Genomic DNA, 15,679 nt, shown 5'->3' on the forward strand with positions numbered 1-15,679 from the left:
GAAAAATCCCGGGAGATTTCGGGCCGCTGTCGATTCCGCCGTACCCCGGTTGTCGGTGAGATGGAGGGAGCCGCGAGGCTCGACGTACCGACAGCTACGGAGGGTCGGAATGACCAGGAAGTTCGAGGTCCGCTGGGAGGGCGGGCTCGCCGCGAGCCCGTCGCAGGCGTGGGACGCGATCACCGCGCGCACCGCCGGGTGGCTGTGGAAGATCGAGTACGAGCCACGGCTCGGCGGCACCGAGCGAGGGCTGAGCGATTCCGGCGGCACCGTGACGGCCTGGGAGCCACACCGCCGGTTCGGCACCCGGGCCGGGACCGACGACGAGGTCAACGAACTCGACTACCGGATCGAGCCGGGCCTCGTCGGCTGCCACCTGCGGTTCGTCCACCGTGGGGTCTTCGCCGAGGACTACGCGCGGAACCTCGACGCCTGCCGGCAGCACACCGCGTTCTACTACCACTCGCTCGGCGAGTACCTGCGGCACTTCGCCGGCCGGGACGCGGCGTACGTCTCGGCGGACGGTCCGGAGCCTTCCGGGCGGGACGGCTTCGCCACCGTACGCCGGGCGCTGGGCCTGCCATCGGAGGTCTCGGCCGGCGACCGGGTGACCCTGACCCCGGCCGGACTGCCACCGGTCGAGGGGGTGGTCGACTACGCCACCCCGGTCTTCCTCGGGGTACGCGGCGCCGACGCGCTCTATCGGTTCTACGGCCGGGACGCCTGGGGGTGGCCGGTCGGGGTGGCCCACCACCTGTTCGCCGACGGCGTGGACGAGGCGGCGGAGTCGGCTGCCTGGCAGGGGTGGCTGACCGCCGCCCTGTCCACGCCGGCCCCGTCCAGCCCGGCGGTGCCGACCGGGGCGGTGGCCTGATGCCCCAGTACGCGGTCCTCATCTACGAGCGCGAGACCCCGGGCGGGGTCGCCGACATCCCGCCGGAGGTGATGCGGGCGCACGAGGAGTTGCCCGATCGGATCGCCGAGCTGGGCGGCCGGATCGTCGCCGGGCTGGCGCTGGAGCCCAGCACCACGGCTACCGCGATCCGGGCCGACCTGCTGACCGACGGCCCGTTCATCGAGACCAAGGAGGTGCTGGCCGGGGTGTTCGTGATCGAGGCGCGCGACCTGGACCACGCCCTGGCGATGGCGCGACTGACCCCGGTCGTCGCCGGTGGGGTGGAGGTCCGACCGCTGGTCGGCTTCGACATCCCGGGTGTGACCTGAGCGCGGTAGCGGAAGCCGTCGCCGAGGCGCACCGTCGCGAGTGGGCCTGGGTGCTCGCCGCGACGGTGCGGGTGACCCGGGATCTCGACCTCGCCGAGGAGATGGTGCAGGACGCGTACGTCCAGGCACTGCGGACCTGGCCGCGCGACGGCGTACCCGACCGGCCCGCCGCCTGGTTGACCACGACGGCCCGGCGGGGCGCGCTGAACGCGCTGCGCCGGCGCCGGACGCTCGACGCCAAACTGCCGTTGCTGCTCGAACCGGAGGTGGCCGAGGTGGCAGAGCCGCAGACCATCCCCGACGACCGGCTCCGGCTGATCTTCACCTGCTGTCACCCGGCACTCGCGCTGGAGGCGCGGATCGCGCTCACCCTGCGGCTGGTCTGCGGGCTGCCCACCCCGGACATCGCGCACGCGTTCCTGGTCAGCGAAGCGACCATGGCCGCCCGGCTGACCCGGGCGAAGAAGAAGATCGCGGTCGCCCGCATCCCGTACGCGGTTCCGGCCGCCGCCGAGCTGCCCGGCCGGGTCGACGCGGTGCTCACCGTGCTCCACCTGCTCTTCAGCACCGGGCACACCGCGCGGGCCGGCGCGGAGCTGGTTCGGGACGAACTCACCGGCCGGGCGGTCGACCTGGCCCGGATGCTCCGGCTGCTGCTGCCGGCCGACCGGGAGGTCGCGGGGCTGCTGGCCCTGCTGCTGGTGCACCAGGCCCGCCGGGCCACCCGGACCGACCCGGCCGGCCGGCTGCTGCGGATCGAGGAGCAGGACCGGACCGCCTGGCACCGGGAGCTGATCGCCGAGGCGGATCGCCTGGTGGTGACCGCGCTCCGGGCCGGTCCGCCCGGCCGGTTCACCCTGCAGGCGGCGATCGCCGCGCTGCACGCCCAGGCACCGAGCTATCCGGAGACGGACTGGCCGCAGATCCGCACCCTCTACGACGAGCTGCTGCGGATCTGGCCGTCCCCGGTCGTCGCGTTGAACCGCGCGGTGGCGGTCTCGATGGTGGACGGCCCGGCGGCGGCGCTGGTCGAGGTCGAGGCGATCGAGCGGGACGGGCGGCTGGCCGGGTACCGCTATCTGCCGGCCACCAGGGCGGACCTGCTGCGCCGACTCGACCGGCACGCCGAGGCGGCCGAGGCGTACCGGGCGGCACTGGCGCTGGCCGACAACGCCGCCGAGCGGGAGTTCCTGGCCGATCGGCTGCGTGAGCTGCGGTGATCCGACAGACGCAGGCGGCGAAGGTGACCGCCGTGGCCGGTGAGGCTGTCCGTCCGGTGTGGGCCGAGCCGGGCTGTTACCCGTACCGACAGCGCGGTCCCGTGCCGGCTGCGGATCGGTTGGGACCACGGAGGTGACCTGGACGGCGAGATCCAGTACATCTTCTTCGACCATGCCGAACGCCATGGGCCGGAGCGGATGCTCTTCCCCGACGGCTCGTACCTGGAGCTGGTGGCGGAGGAGCGCCGGACCGCCGTCCGGGCCGTACTGCCGGGGTCGCTCGACGGGACGGACTGGGCCGAGGTCTACGACGGCATGGAGGAGGGCTGGCGGACCTTCCTCGAACAACTCCGCTTCCTGCTGGAGTGCCGGCCGCAGGGCCGTCGCCGGACCATCTACCTGACCGGTACGGCTACCGCTGCCGAAGCGCTGGCGATCGCCGACGCCGCCGGCGGCGCGGGGCGGCCGTGGCACGAGAGCCGTTACCAGCGGATGACCGTGTCGCCGTCCGGGCACCTGCTGGTGGTCGCGGGTCAGGCGCCGCTGGCAAGCACCGAGCCGGCGCCGAGCTCGCTCACCGTCGTCACCTACGGCCTCGACGACGAGGCGTTCGCCGGGCTGCTCGCCGAGTGGACGGCCCGCTGGGACGGCGTGGCCGGGGCCAGGGTGACCACGGTCGCCGGGGAGTCGACGCTTCCCGCGTCGGCCGGAGCCGACCTACACGCCGGCCAGGTACCGGCCTCACGAAGATTGCCGGTGTCGGCCGACCGGCCCCGGGGTCAGCCGTCGCGGCGGGCGGTCCAGCGGAAGGTGGTCAGGCAGAGCACCAGGCCGACCACGCACCAGAGGGCGAGGACCAGGGCGACCCGGCCGAGTTCGAAGGAGCCGGCCGGCTCCTGGGCGCCGAACGACTCGGGCAGGAAGACCGAGCGCAGCCCCTGGCACATCCACTTCAGCGGGAGGATCGCCGCGACCTGCTGCATCCAGCTCGGCAGCTCGGTGAAGACGAAGAAGACCCCGGAGATGAACTGGAGTACCAGGGCCACCGGGGTGACCGTGGCGGAGGCGCCCCGCCCGGTGCGGGGCAGCGAGGAGAAGGCGATGCCGCAGAGGGTGCAGGCGGTGATGCCGAGGACGGAGATCCAGAACAGGTCGAACCAGCTCCCGGCGGTCTGCGGCAGGGTGAGGTCGAAGAGCAGCACGGCGACGGTGAGCAGCAGTACGGTCTCGGCGACGCCGATCACCGCGACCATTATGATCTTGCCGACGAAGTACACCCACTTCGGCATCGGGGTGCCGCGCAGCCGCTTCAGCACGCCCCGGTCCCGCTCGATCGGGATCTGGATGGCCAGGCTCTGGAAGCCGACCGTCATCAGGCCGGTGGCGATCATGCCGGTCACAAAGTACTGCGTGAACCGGACCCCGCCGCCGATCTCGCCGGTGAAGATCGAGGCGAAGATCAGGATCATCACCACCGGGAAGAGCATGGTGAAGACCACGGACTCGCGGCTGCGCAGGAACTGACGTACCTCCAGCCGGCCCTGTCGCAGGCCGAGCGCGACGGGCCCGACCCGCCGGGCCGGTGCGGACGTCGCCGGCCTGCCGGCGGTCTGCGGTGCGGTGGTCGAGGTGCTCATCGGTGCCCGATCATCTCCAGGTAGACGTCCTCCAGGGTGGGCCGGGTCACGGTCAGCCCCGGCACCTCACCACCGAACCGCGCGGCCAGCTCCGTGACCAGCGCCGTCGGCGTCGCGCTCTCGACGCGCTGCAGCACACCCTCGGGGGTACGCCAGGAGACCGTGGCCAGCGCCTCCGCCCGGTTGCCGAGCCGGGCCGGGGCGGCCACCTCGACCAGCCGTCCACCGCTGATCACCGCGACCCGGTCGGCGAGCGCCTCGGCCTCGTCCAGGTAGTGCGTGGTCAGCACGATGGTGGTGCCGGCGGCGGCCAGGTCCCGGATCAGCTCCCAGAACCCGCGGCGGGCCTCCGGGTCGAAACCGGTGGTCGGCTCGTCCAGGAAGAGCAGTTCGGGCCGGCCGATGATGCCGAGCGCCACGTCCAACCGGCGCTTCTGTCCACCGGAGAGAGTGTGGGTGCGGGACCTCGCCTTGCCGGCCAGCCCGACCCGCTCGATCACCTTGTCTGGATCGTCCGGATCCGGATAGAAGCCGGCGAAGTGCCGCACCACTTCGGCCACCGTGAGGTCGTCGAACTCGCCGGTGCCCTGGAGCACGATGCCGACCCGGGACCGCCACCGCCCGTCCGCCGCGTCCGGATCGACGCCGAGCACGCTGACCTCGCCCGCGTCCCGGCGCCGGTAGCCCTCCAGGATCTCCACCGTCGTGGTCTTGCCCGCACCGTTCGGGCCGAGCAGGGCGAAGACCTCGCCCCGGGCCACCGCCAGGTCGACGCCGTCGACGGCGACCGTCCCGCCGTACGCCTTGCGCAACCCCCGTACGGAGATCGCGAGCTGCTCTGCCATGCGTCAACTATGCGTGACGGACCGTTCGTTCCGGCGACCGGGTCGGCGGCTCACCCGTCGGCCAGCACCTCCGACAGTGGCGCCGGGCGCAGCCCCCGGTCCCGCAGGCCGGCCAGGATGTGCGGCAGCGCCTCGTCGGTCATCGCCGCGTTCTCCTCGGTGACGTGCAGCACGACGATCGAGCCGGGCCGGACCTTCGACAGCACCGCGCGCACGATCGGCCGCCAGGCGGTGGCGAACGGATCCCCGCTGACCACGTCCCCGTCGACCACGGTCAGGCCGAGCGGGGCGAGCGCGGCCAGCGCGGCGGGGTCGTGGCAGAGCCCCGGAAACCGGAAGTACCGGGTCTGCCGGCCACCGTACGGCTCGATCAGCCGGAAGGTCCGGTCCACGTCCTCGGTCATCCGGGCGGCCGGCAGCCGGGGCAACCCGTAGCAGTCCCGGGTGAAGGCCAGGTGCCCGTACGTGTGGTTGGCCAGCTCGAACCGCGGGTTGCCGGCGAGCCGCCGGGTCAGCTCCGGATAGCGCTCGACCCACTTGCCGGTCAGGAAGAACGTCGCCGGGACCCGTTCCCGCTCCAGCAGGTCGACGACGCGCAGGTTGGCGTACGACCGGGCCCGGCCGGCGCGCAGGTTGCCGAGCATCGCGTCGGTCATGTCGGCGTCGAAGGTCAACGCCACCAGGTTGCCGGTACGTGGCCCGTGCGCCACCACCGGGGGCCGGGTGCCCGGCCGGGTGGTGCCGGGCCGGTCCGTGCCCATCGGCCGGGAGATGTCGCCGGAACGGGTCGGGGTGCTCGGCACGGTGCCCGGCCGCTGGCCGCCGGGTGTGCCGCCGGTCGCCGCAGTGGTGGCCGGACCCGGATCGGTCCGCGGCCGTGTCGCCGGAGCCGTGCCGTTGCCGACCGCCGCCGTGTCCTCGCGGACCGACGTGGTGCCGTTGCGGACCACGGTCAGCACGAGGACGAGTGCGCCGACCAGCGCGGCGGCGGTGACGGCGACCAGGGACACCCGAAAGATCTTCGCGAGCACCTGGCCGAGGATGCCAGCCGCGACGTGCCCGCGTGGCCCCGGGCGTCAGTACTTTGTCAGGGACCCCTCCCGGGCAGCGGCTCGGGCCGCTCGCCGCTCCGCCCGGCGGCGCCGGCGCCGCCGGACCACCCAGAGCACGACGAGGGGCACGAACAGCAGGAAGAGCAGGACCAGCACCGGCAGTAGGATCGCCGACAGCGAGAAGAACACGCTGGTCGCGTCCTCGGCGGTGCTCGCCACCGGGGCGCCGAAGCCGGCCGTACCGGCGTTGATCACCGGCCGGGCCGCGGCCTTGACCCCGTGTACGCCGAGCGCGATCAGCACCCCGATCACCACCGGCACCCACTGACTGGAGCCGAAGAACTGACCCGGGTCGCTGACCGTGACGGTCTCCGCCCCGGAACCCGCCCCGAAGGCGAGCCCACCGGCGGTCGGCCGGATGACGGTCTGCACCACGTCGTTGACGTGGTCGACCACCGGCACCTTGTCGGCGACCACCTCCACGGTGAGCAACACCACCAGGATGGCCAGTACCCAGCCGTTGGAGATCCATTGCCAGCCGCCGGGCAGGTTCACCACGTCGGTGTACCGGGCGAGCAGCCCCATGGTGAGCAGCGGAATGTACGCGTTGAGACCGGCCGATGCCGCCAGGCCGGTTCCGGTGAGGGCTTCCAGCACGGGTACCAGGATGGCATCGACGCGCCAGGACGGCGCGCCCAGCCGGTACCGACCCCTCGGCTACCCTCGTCGGGTGCGGTTGGTGATTGCGCGGTGCTCCGTGGACTACGTCGGACGACTCTCGGCACACCTGCCGCCGGCGACCCGGCTGCTGATGGTGAAGGCGGACGGGTCGGTCTCGATCCACGCCGACGACCGGGCCTACAAGCCGCTGAACTGGATGAGTCCGCCGTGCCGGCTGGAGGAGGCACCCGGGGTGTGGCGGGTGGTCAACAAGGCCGGCGAGGAGCTGCGGATCACCCTGGAGGAGATCTTCCAGGACACCTCGTACGAGCTGGGTGTCGACCCGGGACTGCGCAAGGACGGCGTGGAGGCGCACCTCCAGGAGCTGCTGGCCGCCAGCCCGACCGAGCTGGGCGAGGGGTTCACGCTCGTCCGCCGGGAGTACATGACCGCGATCGGCCCGGTCGACCTGCTCTGCCGGGACGGGGCCGGGGCGGCCGTCGCGGTCGAGGTGAAGCGGCGCGGCGAGATCGACGGGGTGGAACAGCTCACCCGCTACCTGGAGCTGCTCAACCGCGACCCGCTGCTCGCACCGGTCAGCGGGATGTTCGTCGCCCAGGAGATCAAGCCGCAGGCCCGGGTGCTCGCCACCGACCGGGGGATCCGGTGCGTGGTGGTCAACTACGACCGGCTGCGCGGCATCGAACGGGACGAGCTGACGCTCTTCTGACCAATGAACCTTTTTCAACCTGAACCGCGCGGCGCTCATGCACCGCGTCCGACCTTGCAGTCCGTCGGACCGCAAGGGGAGGTTGAAAAAGGTTCAATCAGGCCGGTGGGGGTCGGCCTGGTGCTCCGGTCACCTCCTGAAGAAAACTTTCAGAACCATCGATTGACTGCGTGGATTTTCGCCGCAATAATTGTCGTCAATATTGATCAATGTCGTTTCCCTTAACCCCCGAAGGGAGGACCGATCATGGCAGCTGTGACCGGAGAGGTGTCCTGGTTCTGTTGCGGCAGCGCCTGGGGCCCGTGCGCGTCGACCGGCCGGGGCGCCTGCGGCACCTGCACCTCCGGCAACTTCCAACACGCCTGGCCGAACGCCTCGGCCGCCTGCCTCGCGATCACCCGACCCGACGTCTGCGGCACCCCCCTCTCGCGTCGGACCTGCGGGTTCGTGCACTACACCACCAACCTCTGCAACGGGGCCCGGGTCGGCACCTCGATCGCCGACTGCGGGCCGCAGACCGACCTGTTCTGCGGCGAGCGCGCCTGCTGCGGCTCGGCCTGCGGAACCAACCGGATCATCGATCTGACCCCGGCGGCGTACAGCGCGATCGCCAGCCTGTCCACCGGGCTCCGGCCCTGCTCTGTCGACACGGTGTAGGGAGGAGCCACGATGACGACCACGATGGACCGTCGGCGACTGCTCAGCACGGCCGTACTCGGCGGCGCCGGCATCGCCGGAGCCACCGCACTCGGCTCGCTCGCCCCGGAGGCCGCCCTCGCCGCCGAACCGGTGAAGGTCTCACCCGGCGCACCCGACCCGAACTTCGCCGAGGGGCGGGTCACCTCGATCACCGGCAGCGTGGTGCTGCTGGCCGGCTCCGACGGTGCGCTGCACCGGATCCAGGTCACCAACGGCACCAGCATCTGGAAGTTCCAGCCGACCACCTTCGACCGGCTGGAGAAGGGCGACGGCATGTACGTCCGAGGCGTGCGGCTGCCCGACGGCACCCTCGCCGCCGACTCGCTCTGGGCCAACATCGTCAACCTGACCGCGCACATCGTCTCGGTCGGCCGCAACGTGCTGCACCTCGACCACCACGGCAGGCGGCTGATCGGGCACGTCGTGCCCGGCACCACCGCCGCGGTCTACAACGGCACCCCGGCCATCTCCGACGTCTCGCTGCTGCGGGTCGGCGGGCACGTCCAGGTGATCGGCGTCTGGCACCCCGACACCAACGAGATCAGCATCGCCACCGTCTACGCCGCCAACTGAGATGGGGGGAAGGGCCCCCGCTACAACAGAAAACGAACGAGCGGGGGCCCTTCCTTACAAGCACGAGAGGAGGGCATCATGCTTCAGTCCATGGCGGCGCTCCAGTCCCTGCTGGTCGGCGTCGTGCTGATCTGGTCGGCCCGGATCAAGCTGGTCGACCGGCGGGCGGCGGAGCAGGCGCGCACCTCGGCGCTCGGCACGCTGCTCGGCGCCGACCGGGCGGTGCCGGCGTACCGGGTGCTCGGCGGGACCGAACTGCTGCTCGGCGTCCTGTTGGTGCTGCCGCCGGCCCCGATCGCCGAGCCGGTGGCGGCCGCCGCGCTGGCCGCCGGCTTCGTCGGCTATCTCGGGTACGCCCGCCGCGTCGCCCCCGGTGCATCGTGCGGCTGCCTGAGCGCCAAGGCCACCCCGGTCACCGGGCGTAGCATCGCCCGGGCCGGCGTGCTGGTGCTGGCCGGCCTCTTCGGCGTGGCGGCCGGCGGCACGTACTGGCTGCCGGCGCTGACCGGGGCCCCGGCCGCGTCGGCCGGGCTGCTGCTGGCCGAGGCGGCGCTGATCGTCGCGCTGTCGCCGGAGTTCGACGCGTACTGGCTGTTGCCGCTGCGCCGGCTCCGGGCCCGGCTCACCCATCCGCTGCGCGGCGGTTCCGGGGTGCCGCTGCTGGCAAGCGTGCAGCAACTCCAGCTCAGTGCCGCGTACCGGCAGGTCGCCGCGCTGCTCACCTCCGACGTACGGGACCACTGGCTGGAGGATTCCTGGCGGATGGTCTGCTACTCGGCCCGCTACCAGGGCCGGTCGGCGACGGCGGTTTTCGCCGTGCCGGCCGTCGAGGTGGCACCGGACCGGGTCCGGGTCGCCCTGGTGGACGACTCGACCGGAGCAACCCTGGTCAGCCTGGCCGACCCGGCGTACGCGAGCTGAGCCGAGCCCGCAAGGCGGCGGCCACGGCCGGCTCGCGGGTCACCCGCCGGTACGGACCGCGATCAACGACTTGATCAGCCCGGCCAGCCGTTCGGCCCGGATCCGGGAGTGCGGGAAGTAGTGCCGCATCTGGGAGCGGTCCACCAGCTCGGTCCAGAGCACCTGCTGGATCGCCGTCTCCCGGCAGTCCGGCCGGGTGTGCGCCAGCGGCCAGCGGCGGGCCAGCGCGATCCGCAGCCGGATCGGGGTGAACTGCATTCCCGGGGCGATCCAGTGCGGCTCGATCGGGAAGTACCGGTAGGGGGTCTGCACCCAGTGCGCGTCGGCGAGCGCGTGCACCGTCTCGGCGAACCGCAGCCGGCGCTCGTGCCCGCCGACGTGCTCCAGCACCGAGTTGGAGAAGACCAGGTCGTAGCGGCGGTTGGCGATGTGCCGGGGCAGTGCGCAGGCGTCGGCCCGGTCCACCTCCGCCCAGTCCGGTACGTCGGCCGGGGACTCCTCAAGGTTGATCACGTGTACGTGTTTCGGGCGGACCCGCGCCTGTGCCCAGGTGCCCACCCGTCCGCCGAGGTCGACGACGGACATCTGGGCCAGGTCCGGGAAGGTCTCCGCGAGCCATCCGGCCCGGCGCGCCCGACGCCGGGCGCCCCAGGAGGTATCGCTGTCGACCAGGCGGAATCGCAACGCGTGCAGCCCCATTGGGCGAACGGTACCGACGCGGGAGACGGCCAGGGATGTCTTAGTCGCCCTTTTGTCCCTACGATCGGTTAGATTGAAGTCACCGTCCGTACATAATTTTCGCGGCCTTGACGATGCGCTGCACCTGGGCGGGAGTCCTCTCGAAGGTCATCGCCGGCAGCAGCGAGGGTCCCCGCCGTTTGGTCACCGCCTTGCTGCGGGCGAACTCGCGCAGCCCGTCGGCGCCGTGGATCCGGCCGAACCCGGAATCGCCGATTCCGCCGAACGGGAGTGTCGGCATCCCGACGAAGGACAAAGTGGAGTTGATCGCCGTCATCCCGGAGTGCATCCGGTCGGCGATCTCGGCGGCACGGCGCCGGCCGAAGACGGCGCCGCCGAGGCCGTACCGGACGGCGTTGGCGCGGCGCAACGCCTCCTCGGCGTCGGTCACCCTGCTGATGGTGAGGGTCGGCCCGAAGGTCTCCTCGCGGACCGCGTCGGCGTCCTCGGGTACGTCGACCAGGATCGTCGGGTGCACGTACGGCGGTTGCACCGCCTCCGGCCCGCCGAGCACGGCCCGGCCGCCCCGGTCGATGGCGTCCTCGATGTGCCGGCGGATCGTGGCGATCTGGCCGGGCATGGTGATCGGGCCGAGGTCGGTGCCGTCGGGACCGACGGTGAGCCGGCCGGCCTTCGCCACCACCCGGTCGACGAAGGCCTCGTAGACGGGTGCGGTCACGTAGGCGCGTTCGATGCCGATGCAGGTCTGGCCGGCGTTGGTGAGGGCGCCCCAGACGCAGGCCTCGGCGGCGGCGTCCAGGTCGGCGTCGTCGTCGACGATCACGGCGTCCTTGCCGCCCGCCTCGACGACCAGCGGGGTGAGCGTCTCGGCGCAGGCCGCCATCACCAGTTTGCCGGTACGGGTGGAGCCGGTGAACGCGATCTTGTCCACGCCGGATCGGCAGAGCGCGGCGCCCACGTCACCGAGGCCGTGTACCGCCTGTAGCACCGGCTGCTCGGGGACGACCTCGGCGAAGGTGTCGACCAGCCACTGCCCGACGGCCGGGGTGTACTCGCTGGGCTTGAGCACCACCGCGTTGCCGGCGGCGAGCGCGTAGCCGAAGGCGCCCAGCGGGGTCAGCACCGGATAGTTCCACGGCGCGATCACCCCGACCACGCCGTACGGTCGGTATTCCAGCCGGGCGGAGAACTCGGCGACCACCAGTCGGGAGCGCATCCGGCGGGGCCCGAGCACCCGCTTGGCGTTCCGGGCCGCCCAGTCGAGGTGGTCGACTGCGCTGACCGCCTCGACCACGGCGTCGGCGACCGGCTTGCCGGTCTCCCGGTGCGACAGTTCGGCGAGTTCGGTGATCCGGTTTGCCAGCAGCGCCCGCCAGTGCAGCAACCGGCCCCGCCGGCCGGCGAAGCCGAGCCCGGCCCACCACTGCCCGGCCTCCCGGGCCCGCGCGACGGCCCGGCCCACGCCCTCGGCGTCGGCGACCGGGAACCGCCCCGCCGGCTCCCCGGTGGCCGGGTTGGTGGAGACCAGTTCGCCGTCTGCGATTCCGGGCACGCCGGGAGCGTTCACGGTCGTCATGGCGGAAGTCTAGACCCGAGGATTACCCACGGGTAGGTATACGGATCGCCGGGGTCCGATCTCCTCTCGGCCGAATCGGCGAGCCCTGATCCGCTCCCTGGCCAGCGCGGTTCGGACCGCCAGGACGTGGAACCGGGCCGGGGTGGGTGGGAAGCTGGTCCGGGGGCCGACGTTGCCGCGTCGGTGGGGGGCGAAGCCGGATGGAGAAATCCATGTCCGACCAACTTGATCTGTTGCCGATACTGACCGTGAGCAGTGGGCCACTGCGGGGCGCCAGCTTCCGGCTGCGTCCCGGAGTGCGCCGGATCGGTCGGGAGGACGGCGCCGACGTGCTGCTGGACGATCCCAAGGTCAGCCGCTGGCACGCCACCGTCGAACTCACCGTCGGCCGGGTGCTGCTGACCGACACCGGTTCCACGAACGGGACCTGGCTCAACGGCGAACGGCTCCGCGGGCACGCCGAGCTGCGGGACGGCGACCGGATCCGGCTCGGCAACCTGGAGCTGCGGTTCTTCGACCCGGGCGCCGCCGCCACGGACCGGTTAGGGACGTACCGCCGGCACCTGGCGCCGCCGCCCGCGGACCCGGCGGCGCCGGCCGGTGTGCTCGCCGCGCCGACCCAGTTGATCGGTACGCCCGCCCGGCGGTCCCGGCGGGCGCTGTTGGTGATCGGTGGCTGTGTCGCCCTCGCCAGCGGAATGGCCTGGGCGTACCTCGCCTTCCACTGACCTCGCCTCCTGCCGGCAGGCGCGACGCCCGAGGTAGCGAGGGCGGCACCGGTCCGAGGCGACCGGGTGGCCCGTGGCAGACTCGCCGGAGATGACCTGGCGGCCGCCGCGCCGGCCGCCCGGGACGGAGCGGAGGCCAGGGGTGGCAGGCGAGACAACGGGTGCCGACAGCACCATTCGTACCGTCGGGGTCGTCGGGCTCGGCACGATGGGCGCCGGAATCGCGGAGGTCTTCGCCCGCGGCGGTCTCCGGGTGATCGCCGTCGAGATCACCGCCGAGGCCCTCGAACGCGGCCGGGACACCCTCGTCCACTCCACCGACCGGGCGGTGCAGCGGGGGCGGCTGAGCGCCGCCGACCGGGACGCGCTGCGCGGCCGGATCACCTTCGCCGTCGGCCTGCCCGCGCTGGCCGAGGTGGACCTGGTGGTCGAGGCGGTGCCCGAGCGGCTCGACCTCAAGCGGCGACTCTTCGCCGACCTGGACCGGATCTGCCGGCCGGCCGCGATCCTGGCCAGCAACACCTCCTCGCTGAGCGTCACCGAGATCGCCGCCGCCTCCGGCCGGCCGGACCGGGTGGTCGGGATGCACTTCTTCAACCCCGCGCCGGTGATGAAGCTGGTCGAGGTGGTCCGGACCGTGACCACCTCGACCGGGGTGGTCGAGGCGGTGCAGGCGCTCTGCGCCCGGCTGGGCAAGGTCGGCGTGACCATCGGCGACCGGGCCGGGTTCATCGCCAACGCCCTGCTCTTCGGCTACCTCAACCAGGCGGTCGCGATGGTCGAGTCGCGGTACGCCGGCCGCGAGGAGATCGACGACGCGATGCGACTCGGCTGCGGGCTGCCGATGGGGCCGCTGGCGCTGCTCGACCTGATCGGGCTGGACACGGCGTACGAGATCCTGGACACCATGTACCGGCGGGGCGGCCGGGACCGCCGGCACGCCCCGGTGCCGCTGCTGCGCCAGATGGTCACGGCGGGACAGCTCGGCCGCAAGTCCGGCCAGGGTTTCTACCGGTACGAGCGGCCCGGTTCGGCCATCGTGGTGCCCGACGGGCAGACCTCGGCGGCAGCGCCGCTGGACGGCGCCCGACCGGTGCGCAGCGTCGGCGTGGTCGGTACGGGTGACGCCGTCACCGGGCTCGGCGATCTCTTCGGCGAGGCCGGCTACGACGTGGTGGTGGTGTCCCGGGACCCCGGGCAGACCGGCGGGCTGGCCGGGCTGGCCGACGTCGACCTGGTGGTGGAGGCGGTGGCCGAGGAGCTGTCGGTCAAGCGGGACCTCTTCGCCGAGCTGGCCGAGGTATGCAAGCCGGAGACCCTGCTCGCCACCACCACCGGAACGCTGCCGGTGATCGACATCGCGATGGCCGCCCGGCGCCCGGCCCAGGTGGTCGGGCTGCACCTGCCCGCCCCGACCCGGGCCGGGGCGGTGGTGGAGATCGTGCGGACCGTCCGCTCCTCGCCGGAGGCGGTCGCCACCGCCCGGGCGGTCTGCGCCGCGCTGGGCCGGACCGGGGTGGTCTGCGGGGACCGGGCCGGCTTCGTGGTGCGGGCGCTGCTCTTCCCGTACCTGAACGACGCGGTGCGGATGCTGGAGGCGTCGTACGCGACGGTGGACGACATCGATCACGCGATGACGCTCGGTTGCGGCTATCCGTCTGGGCCGTTCGAGATGCTCGACACGATCGGCCCGGAGCTGGCCCTGCGGGTCCAGCGGTCGCTGTACCGGGAATCCCGGGAACCGGGGCTCGCCCCGGCGCCCCTGCTGGAGCAGTTGGTCACCGCCGGCCGGCGGTTCCGCGAGGAGGCCGCCGGCCGAGGCGTCACCGGCTGAGCCGCGGGCCGGTCAGCGGATGATCGCGGCGGCTGGTCAGCGGATGAACCGGAGGCTGACCGCGGCGTTGCTGGTCCGGCCGAGGTCCGTGAGCCGGTAGACGAACCGGTCGGAGGTGGCCCGCTGCTGCGGGTACGGCCGGTAGATGACCGTCCGGGCGGTGGTGACCTGCACGGTCCCGTGTGCCGGCGGAGTGACGATGGTGAGCCGGGTGCGGCCGGTGACGAAGTCGTTGGCGAGTACCTCGATCCCGGTCGCCCGTGCCGCGCTGACCCGTGGATTGTCCCGGATCGCCGTCGGGGCCGGGACGAAGGTGCCGGTGCCGGTGCCGATGAAGGCGCTCTGCACCCCGGTCATGTCGCTGGTGGTGACCACGTCGAGGGTGCCGTCGCCGTTCACGTCCGCCACCGCCACCGTCCAGAGGTCGTCACCGTCGGCGTCGCCGTGCAGGTTCACCACCGTGCCGTTGTCGAGCACCACCACGACACCGGTGAAGTAGGCACCGCACCCCTCGGCGTAGGCGATCGTCACGTCCATCGCCCCGTCGGCGTCGAAGTCGGCGAGGTGGAACTGCGGCCGGCCGGAGCAGTACCGGACCGGGCCGGGGACCAGCCTTCCGGTGCCGGTGTTGAGGTAGGTGGTGAAGCCCTCGCCCTGGTCGGTCCATTCGTAGACGTCCTGTCGGCCGTCGCCGTTGAAGTCGGCCGTGCCGATGTAGCTGGGCTGGTCGATGGTGTCGAAACCGGCCGAGACCGCGAAGTTGTCCAGCACCAGCAGGGTGCCGCTGACCGACGGCGGTGGGCCGGCGAACCAGGTGACCGCGAGTTCGTCCGCGGCGTCGCCGTCGAGGTTGAGCCCCACCCCCATGTCCGGGCAGTACTCCGCCGACGGCAGGAACGGATAGGAGTGTGCCGGCCCGTAGCCGCCGGCGGCGAGGCCGAGTTCGACCCGGACCGCGCAACTCGACGTGCCGGTCACCACGCCGAGGATGTTGCGGTCCGGGCGGCCGTCGCCGTTCACGTCCGCGATGACCGGTTCGTCCTGCCAGCCGGCCCGGGCCGGTCCAACGGCCAGGCCGATGACGGTGGTGGCCGCCACGACGGCGACGATGGCGGTGCGCCGACCCCACATGAGCGCCTCCTCGGCGGCTGGCCAGCCGCCGAGGAGGCGGACTGGTTCCCATGTGGAGACTAGTTGCACTCATCGTTATCATTCATGTGCTGACAGCAACCCGACATTCCGTTTGAAAGGGTCGATTCGAGGTAGCCAGGGCTCCACTTC

General features: G+C 72.4%; 16 protein-coding genes. 9 read left to right on the plus strand and 7 right to left on the minus strand.

The window, feature by feature from the left end; genetic code table 11:
- The first annotated feature begins 109 nt into the window (after positions 1-109).
- From ABNF97_RS07975 to ABNF97_RS07985, 3 genes are read left to right on the plus strand one after another with little or no spacing between them, the layout of a single operon-like run.
- Entirely contained in the window at positions 110-874 is a 765-nt protein-coding gene (locus tag ABNF97_RS07975) for an SRPBCC family protein (protein ID WP_349338106.1), read from the plus strand.
- Positions 874-1,224, plus strand: coding sequence for a YciI family protein (locus ABNF97_RS07980; RefSeq protein WP_130462211.1), 351 nt, complete (start codon positions 874-876; stop codon positions 1,222-1,224). The genes ABNF97_RS07975 and ABNF97_RS07980 overlap by 1 nt, the downstream gene beginning before the upstream one ends.
- Positions 1,225-1,274: 50 nt before the next feature.
- Positions 1,275-2,444, plus strand: coding sequence for an RNA polymerase sigma factor (locus ABNF97_RS07985; RefSeq protein WP_349338107.1), 1,170 nt, complete (start codon positions 1,275-1,277; stop codon positions 2,442-2,444).
- Between the two features lie 779 nt (positions 2,445-3,223).
- On the opposite strand, the gene ABNF97_RS07990 is transcribed toward ABNF97_RS07985, so the two are convergent.
- Genes ABNF97_RS07990 through ABNF97_RS08005 form a run of 4 tightly spaced genes read right to left on the minus strand, consistent with a single transcriptional unit; the run spans position 3,224 to position 6,635 of the window.
- Positions 3,224-4,081, minus strand: coding sequence for an ABC transporter permease (locus tag ABNF97_RS07990; protein WP_349338108.1), 858 nt, complete (start codon positions 4,079-4,081; stop codon positions 3,224-3,226).
- Positions 4,078-4,926, minus strand: a complete 849-nt coding sequence (locus tag ABNF97_RS07995) for an ATP-binding cassette domain-containing protein (protein WP_130462215.1) — start codon at positions 4,924-4,926, stop codon at positions 4,078-4,080. Before ABNF97_RS07995 ends, ABNF97_RS07990 begins: the two co-directional genes overlap by 4 nt.
- Before the next feature lie 50 nt (positions 4,927-4,976).
- Positions 4,977-5,957, minus strand: a complete 981-nt coding sequence (locus ABNF97_RS08000; protein WP_349338109.1) for a polysaccharide deacetylase family protein — start codon at positions 5,955-5,957, stop codon at positions 4,977-4,979.
- Positions 5,958-6,002: 45 nt separating this feature from the next.
- Positions 6,003-6,635, minus strand: a complete 633-nt coding sequence (locus ABNF97_RS08005; RefSeq protein ID WP_130462216.1) for a DUF4126 family protein — start codon at positions 6,633-6,635, stop codon at positions 6,003-6,005.
- A 73-nt stretch (positions 6,636-6,708) separates the two neighbouring features.
- Here ABNF97_RS08005 and nucS point away from each other — a divergent pair, with 73 nt between their 5' ends.
- The 4 genes from nucS to ABNF97_RS08025 all read left to right on the plus strand — a co-directional run bounded on the left by nucS (position 6,709) and on the right by ABNF97_RS08025 (position 9,561).
- Positions 6,709-7,368, plus strand: coding sequence for an endonuclease NucS (nucS, locus tag ABNF97_RS08010; protein ID WP_349338110.1), 660 nt, complete (start codon positions 6,709-6,711; stop codon positions 7,366-7,368).
- 246 nt (positions 7,369-7,614) lie between these two features.
- Entirely contained in the window at positions 7,615-8,025 is a 411-nt protein-coding gene (locus ABNF97_RS08015) for an RlpA-like double-psi beta-barrel domain-containing protein (protein ID WP_130462217.1), read from the plus strand.
- A gap of 12 nt (positions 8,026-8,037) precedes the next feature.
- A complete protein-coding gene (locus ABNF97_RS08020; RefSeq protein ID WP_349338111.1) occupies positions 8,038-8,640 on the plus strand; it encodes a cell wall protein in 603 nt (200 codons plus the stop codon).
- A gap of 78 nt (positions 8,641-8,718) precedes the next feature.
- Positions 8,719-9,561 carry a MauE/DoxX family redox-associated membrane protein gene (locus tag ABNF97_RS08025; protein ID WP_349338112.1) on the plus strand — a complete coding sequence of 281 codons (843 nt, stop codon included), beginning with the start codon at positions 8,719-8,721 and terminating at the stop codon, positions 9,559-9,561.
- Positions 9,562-9,600: 39 nt separating this feature from the next.
- Here ABNF97_RS08025 and ABNF97_RS08030 read toward each other — a convergent pair whose 3' ends face one another.
- Together ABNF97_RS08030 and ABNF97_RS08035 are read right to left on the minus strand one after the other, a co-directional pair.
- Positions 9,601-10,260 carry a methyltransferase domain-containing protein gene (locus ABNF97_RS08030; RefSeq protein ID WP_130462220.1) on the minus strand — a complete coding sequence of 220 codons (660 nt, stop codon included), beginning with the start codon at positions 10,258-10,260 and terminating at the stop codon, positions 9,601-9,603.
- 79 nt (positions 10,261-10,339) lie between these two features.
- Positions 10,340-11,836 carry an aldehyde dehydrogenase family protein gene (locus ABNF97_RS08035; protein WP_349338113.1) on the minus strand — a complete coding sequence of 499 codons (1,497 nt, stop codon included), beginning with the start codon at positions 11,834-11,836 and terminating at the stop codon, positions 10,340-10,342.
- Positions 11,837-12,048: 212 nt separating this feature from the next.
- Between ABNF97_RS08035 and ABNF97_RS08040 the strand changes: the two genes are divergently transcribed.
- Together ABNF97_RS08040 and ABNF97_RS08045 are read left to right on the plus strand one after the other, a co-directional pair.
- A complete protein-coding gene (locus tag ABNF97_RS08040) occupies positions 12,049-12,564 on the plus strand; it encodes an FHA domain-containing protein (RefSeq protein WP_165436668.1) in 516 nt (171 codons plus the stop codon).
- 142 nt (positions 12,565-12,706) lie between these two features.
- Positions 12,707-14,398, plus strand: coding sequence for a 3-hydroxyacyl-CoA dehydrogenase family protein (locus ABNF97_RS08045; RefSeq protein ID WP_349338114.1), 1,692 nt, complete (start codon positions 12,707-12,709; stop codon positions 14,396-14,398).
- A 36-nt stretch (positions 14,399-14,434) separates the two neighbouring features.
- Here the strand turns inward: ABNF97_RS08045 and ABNF97_RS08050 are convergent, their stop codons facing one another.
- Positions 14,435-15,529 (minus strand): FG-GAP-like repeat-containing protein, encoded by a 1,095-nt coding sequence (locus ABNF97_RS08050; protein WP_349338115.1) that lies wholly within the window; start codon positions 15,527-15,529, stop codon positions 14,435-14,437.
- Positions 15,530-15,679 lie beyond the last annotated feature (150 nt).

This window comes from Plantactinospora sp. B6F1 (assembly GCF_040120695.1).
Lineage (GTDB): Bacteria > Actinomycetota > Actinomycetes > Mycobacteriales > Micromonosporaceae > Plantactinospora.